We start from the raw sequence: 4,864 nt of genomic DNA, 5'->3' as shown, positions 1-4,864 counted from the left end.
CCGCTCCAGCATGGCCGCGTCGACCGAGGTACGGGTGCCGTACGTGGACGTCGAGGTGGTCAGGGCGGCGTTCACCGTACCCGGCGACCGGAAGATCGCCGGACGGCAGGGCAAGGCCGTACTCAAGGAGGCGGCCGCCTCGGTCCTGCCCCGGGAGATCGTGTACCGGCCCAAGGGGCTGTTCAGCGCACCGCTGCGGGCCTGGATGAGCCGGGATCTGGCGCCGCTGGTGCGCGAGGTGGTGCACGACGGCGAGCTGGTGCGGTCCGGGCTGCTGCGCCGCGAGGCGCTGCAGCGGATGGCCGCCGAGGACTCCGCCGGGCGGCGGGACTTCTCCAAGCATCTGTGGCACGTGCTGACCCTCGAGTACTGGTACCGCGACGCGACCTCCGGCTCCGGCGAGAGCCGGGCGGCATGACGGCACGACGGCATGACGGCGTAAAGACAAGAGGAGCTCGGGTGAAACAGATTGTGCAGAACTACAAGAGCGGCGAGCTGGCGCTGCTCGACGTGCCCGTGCCGGGGTGCAAGCCGGGTGGCGTGCTGGTCCGCAGCGCCTACTCGCTGATCTCCACCGGGACCGAGCTCATGAAGGTGTCCGAGGCCGGTATGTCGATGCTGGGCAAGGCCCGCTCCCGGCCGGACCAGGTCGCCAAGGTCATGCAGAGCGTGGCCACCAACGGGGTGCCCGCCACGTACCGCAAGGTGATGGGCAAGCTGGACTCCTACACGCCGCTGGGCTACTCGCTGTGCGGGGTGGTCGAGCAGGTCGGCGACGGGATCGACGACGTGACGGTCGGCGACCTGGTGGCCTGCGCCGGAAACGAGCACGCGCTGCACGCCGAGCTGAACTGGGTGCCGGAGAACCTCTATTCACGGGTCCCGGACGGTCTCGCCTCCCGGCACGCGGCCTTCGGCACCGTCGGCTCGATCGCGTTGCAGGGCGTGCGCCAGGGCGAGTCGCGGCTCGGCGAGGTGGCCCTGGTCATCGGCCTCGGGCTGATCGGGCAGCTGGTCGTGCAGCTGCTCACCGCCTCCGGGGTCCGCGTCGTCGGCGCCGACCCCGACCCGGCGCGCTGCGAGCTCGCCGAGCGCATGGGCGCCGTGGCCTGCGGCGATCCCGCGTCCGCCGCCGTGGAGGCCGCCGTCGCCGAACTCACCGGCGGCCTGGGCGTGGACCAGGTGTACCTGGCCGCCGGCGGCGGCAGCAACCAGCCCGTGGAGCTGGCCGCCCACCTGAGCCGGGACCGCGGACGGGTCGTCGACATCGGCAAGTGCCGCCTGGACCTGCCGTGGAACGCGTACTACGAGAAGGAGCTCGACGTCCGCTTCTCCCGCAGCTACGGCCCCGGGCGCTACGACCCGGAGTACGAACTCCAGGGGCGGGACTACCCGATCGGCTACGTGCGCTGGACCGAGCGCCGCAACCTCGCCTGCTTCCTCGACCTCCTCGCCCGCGGCCGCGTCGACGTGGAGCCCCTGATCTCGCACATCGCCGGCTTCGACGAGGCCGTGGACACGTACAGGCGTCTGAAGGACGGCGAACTCAAGGCGCTGGCCGTGCTGTTCCGCTACTCCGGGACCGCGGCCGAGGACCCGAGCCCGGCCGGGGCCCCCTCGGTGACCGTGCCCGCGGTGCGGTGCGAGGGCTCCGCGCCCGCCCCGGCGCGGGCGGCCGGGACACCGGTGCGGCTGGCGTTCGTCGGCGCGGGGAACTACGCGACGTCGATGCTGCTGCCGCACCTGGCGCGGCGCGGCGGCGTCGAACTGTCGGCCGTCGTCACCACGACCGCGCTGTCCGCCGCCAACGCGCAGCGCAAGTTCGGCTTCGCCGAGGCGACCACCGATCTGGACGCCGTGCTCGGCGACAAGTCCGTCGACGCGGTGTTCGTGGTCACCCGGCACAGCTCGCACGCCGATCTGACCTGCAAGGCGCTGCTGGCCGGCAAGGCGGTGTTCGTGGAGAAGCCGCTGGCCCTGACCGAGGACGAACTGGCCAAGGTGCTGGCGGCCGTCGAGGAGTCCGGCAACGACCGGATCCAGGTGGGCTTCAACCGCCGGTTCGCTCCGCTGCTGCGGGAGGCGAAGCGGCGGTTCGGCGCCCGCACCGGTCCGGCGAGCCTGCGCTACCTCGTCAACGCCGGCCGGCTGGACCACGGCAGCTGGTATCTCCAGCAGGGCTCCGAGGGCACACGGTTCGCGGGCGAGGGCGGGCACTTCATCGACACGGCGAGCTGGCTGCTCGACGCCGACCCGGTCTCGGTGTACGCGGTCGCCACGTCCGGCAACGAGGACCTCCAGGTCGTACTGCGCTACCCGGACGGGTCCACCGCCACCATCAGCTACGTCACCACCGGCGCGGCCGGCTTCCCCAAGGAGACGCTGGACCTGGTCGCGGACGGCAAGGTGCTGCAGCTAGACGACTTCGTCCGCGCGTCGGTCCACGGCCGCAAGCGGTGGGTGAGTTCGCGGCTGCCCAAGGCCCGGGACAAGGGTCAGTCCGCCGAACTTGCCTCGTTCGTCAAGGCCGTTCGGACCGGCGGGCCCATGCCGGTGCCGCTCGGGTCGCTGGCCGCGACCACGGCGGCCACCCTCGCCGTGCGGGCCGGACTGGCCGGCGGCGCGCCGGTGACGCTGGCGGCCGCCCGATGACCATGAGCGCGGGCTGGTACCTGCGGCGACTGTCCCGGATGGGGCCGCGGGAGGTCGGCGGCCGGGTGGGCGACGCGGTGCGCAGGCGGCGGTGGCGGTCGGCGCCGCCGCCGGACTGCCCGCGCGTGACCGGCGCCCGCTTCACCGCCGTACTGCCCGCCGGGACCATCGCCGCGGTCCCGCCGGACGCCGCGAAGCGCCTCGTCGCCGAGGCGGACCGGCTGATGTCCGGGCACGCCGAGTTCTTCGGGGTGGACCGCGACGACATGGCCGACCCGGACTGGTGGTACGACCCGAAGACCGGGCGCCGCGCTCCGGGCGGTTACGCCTTCGACGTGCCGTACCGGGACGAGGACGCGGCCGGGGACGTCAAGCAGATCTGGGAGCCGTCCCGGCACCAGTACCTCACCCGGCTCGCCGCCGCCTACGCGGTCACCGGGGACGAGCGCTACGCCGAGCGCGTGGACGCGCACCTGCGCTCCTGGTGGGCGGCCAACCCGCCGTTGCGCGGGGTGCACTGGACCAGCGGCATCGAGCTGGGCATCCGGCTGCTGTCGTGGGTGTGGACACGCCGGCTGCTCGACGGCTGGCCGGGCGCGGCCGCCCTGTTCGAGGACAACCCGGCGGCGCTGCACCAGATCTGGCACCACCAGCGCTGGCTGGCCGCCTTCCCCAGCCGGGGGTCCTCGGCGAACAACCACGTCGTGGCCGAGGCGGCCGGGCAGTTCGCCGCCTCCTGCGCCTTCGGCTGGTTCCCCTCCTCGGCGCGCTGGCGGGCCGAGGCGCTGCGGTCGCTGGAGCGGCACCTGCGCGGCAACACCTTCGGCTCCGGTCTCAACCGGGAGCTGGCCACCGAGTACCACGGGCTCGTACTGGAGCTGGGCCTGGCCGCGCTGGCGGAGGCGGACGCCGCCGAGGTGCCGGTCCCCTCGTCGGTGCGGCTGGTGCTGCTGCGGATGACCGACGCGCTCGCCGCGGTCGTGGACGACCGGCTGCGGCCGCCGCGCCAGGGCGACGCGGACGACGGGCACGGCCTGGTCGTGGACGGCGCGGGCACCGACCGCTGGGGCTCGCTGCTGGCCACCGGGGACGCCGTGTTCGGGGCCCTCGCCTGGTGGCCGGAGGTCACCGGCACCGATGTGCGCACCCCGCTGCTGGCCGCGCTCATCCGTCCCGCGCGGCCGTCCGCGCGCCGCCCGGCGAGCCGCCCCGCCCACTTCGCCGACGCGGGGCTCACCGTCCTGCGCGGTCCGGGCGGGATCTGGTGCCGCTGCGACGGCGGTCCGCACGGCTTCCTCTCCATCGCGGCGCACGCCCACGCGGACGCGCTGTCCTTGGAGGTCCGGCACGACGGGGTCGACGTGCTCGCCGATCCGGGGACGTACTGCTACCACGGGCAGCCCGAGTGGCGGCGGTACTTCCGCTCGACGCTCGGCCACAACACCCTGGAGCTGGACGGCACGGACCAGTCCGTCTCCGGCGGTCCGTTCCTGTGGACCCGGCACGCCCGCAGCCGCGTCCTGGTGGCGGACGCGCCCGGCGAGGGCGTGTCCCGCTGGTGCGCCGAACACGACGGCTACGGGCCCTCCGTGCACCGCCGCCGGGTGGAACTGGAGGCCGCGACGCGGGAGTTGCGGGTGACCGACGAGGTGCGCGGCGGCCCGCGCCGGGCCGTGCGCCTGGCGTTCCACCTCGGCCCGGCGGTCACCGCGGACCTGGCGGGCAACCGCGCCGTGCTCACCTGGTCGCGGGACGGCGAGGAACGCTCCGCCGTACTGGACCTGCCCGGGCAGCTGAACTGGCGGGCGCACCGCGGCGAGACGGACCCTCCGCTGGGCTGGTACTCCGCGGGCTTCGGCCGCAAGGAACCGTCAACCACCCTGATCGGCACCGGCTTCACCGACGGCGGAAGAGAACTCACCACCGTGCTCGGGTTCCACGGCTAGGAAGGAGGAAGGACACGTGGGGATGAAGTGGCGGAAGTGGGCGTTGCCGGCGGCACCGCTGGCGCTGGCCGTGCTGGCGACCGGCTGTGTGAGCACATCCGGTGCTCCGGCGGCGAAGCCGGCCGCCCAGCCGTCCCCGTCCGCGGCCCGGTCCGTGGCCCGCGTGTGCGCGAAGCCCCCGGCCGGGCCGGCGAAGGCGCCGGCGGGCGCGGTGACCGTCGACCCCGCGGTGGTCGGCGACCTGGCCGCGAAGACCAGGAGCAGCC

3 protein-coding genes and 1 pseudogene are annotated in these 4,864 nt (G+C 74.3%); all 4 read left to right on the top strand.

What is annotated here, in order from left to right; translation table 11 throughout:
* On the top strand, positions 1-418 hold a 418-nt coding region (locus tag IE249_RS37165; RefSeq protein WP_229858362.1), incomplete at its 5' end, for an asparagine synthase-related protein.
* A 41-nt stretch (positions 419-459) separates the two neighbouring features.
* Positions 460-2,652, top strand: coding sequence for a bi-domain-containing oxidoreductase (locus tag IE249_RS13560; RefSeq protein WP_189705062.1), 2,193 nt, complete (start codon positions 460-462; stop codon positions 2,650-2,652).
* Complete coding sequence (locus IE249_RS13555; RefSeq protein ID WP_189705061.1) at positions 2,649-4,598, top strand: heparinase II/III family protein; 1,950 nt, start codon at positions 2,649-2,651, stop codon at positions 4,596-4,598. Before IE249_RS13560 ends, IE249_RS13555 begins: the two co-directional genes overlap by 4 nt.
* Before the next feature lie 22 nt (positions 4,599-4,620).
* Positions 4,621-4,864: pseudogene (locus IE249_RS37160) on the top strand (right-handed parallel beta-helix repeat-containing protein); the annotation flags it as partial.

The sequence above is a fragment of the Streptomyces anandii JCM 4720 genome, from assembly GCF_014650655.1.
Lineage (GTDB): Bacteria > Actinomycetota > Actinomycetes > Streptomycetales > Streptomycetaceae > Streptomyces > Streptomyces anandii.
Note: the sequence above shows the minus strand (reverse complement) of the source record. Positions and strands in the feature narration are given on the sequence as shown.

Bases quoted from the DNA above. Each gene is read 5' to 3' on its own strand.
- IE249_RS13555 (WP_189705061.1), top strand. From the start codon at position 2,649: ATGACCATGAGCGCGGGCTGGTACCTGCGGCGACTGTCCCGGATGGGG.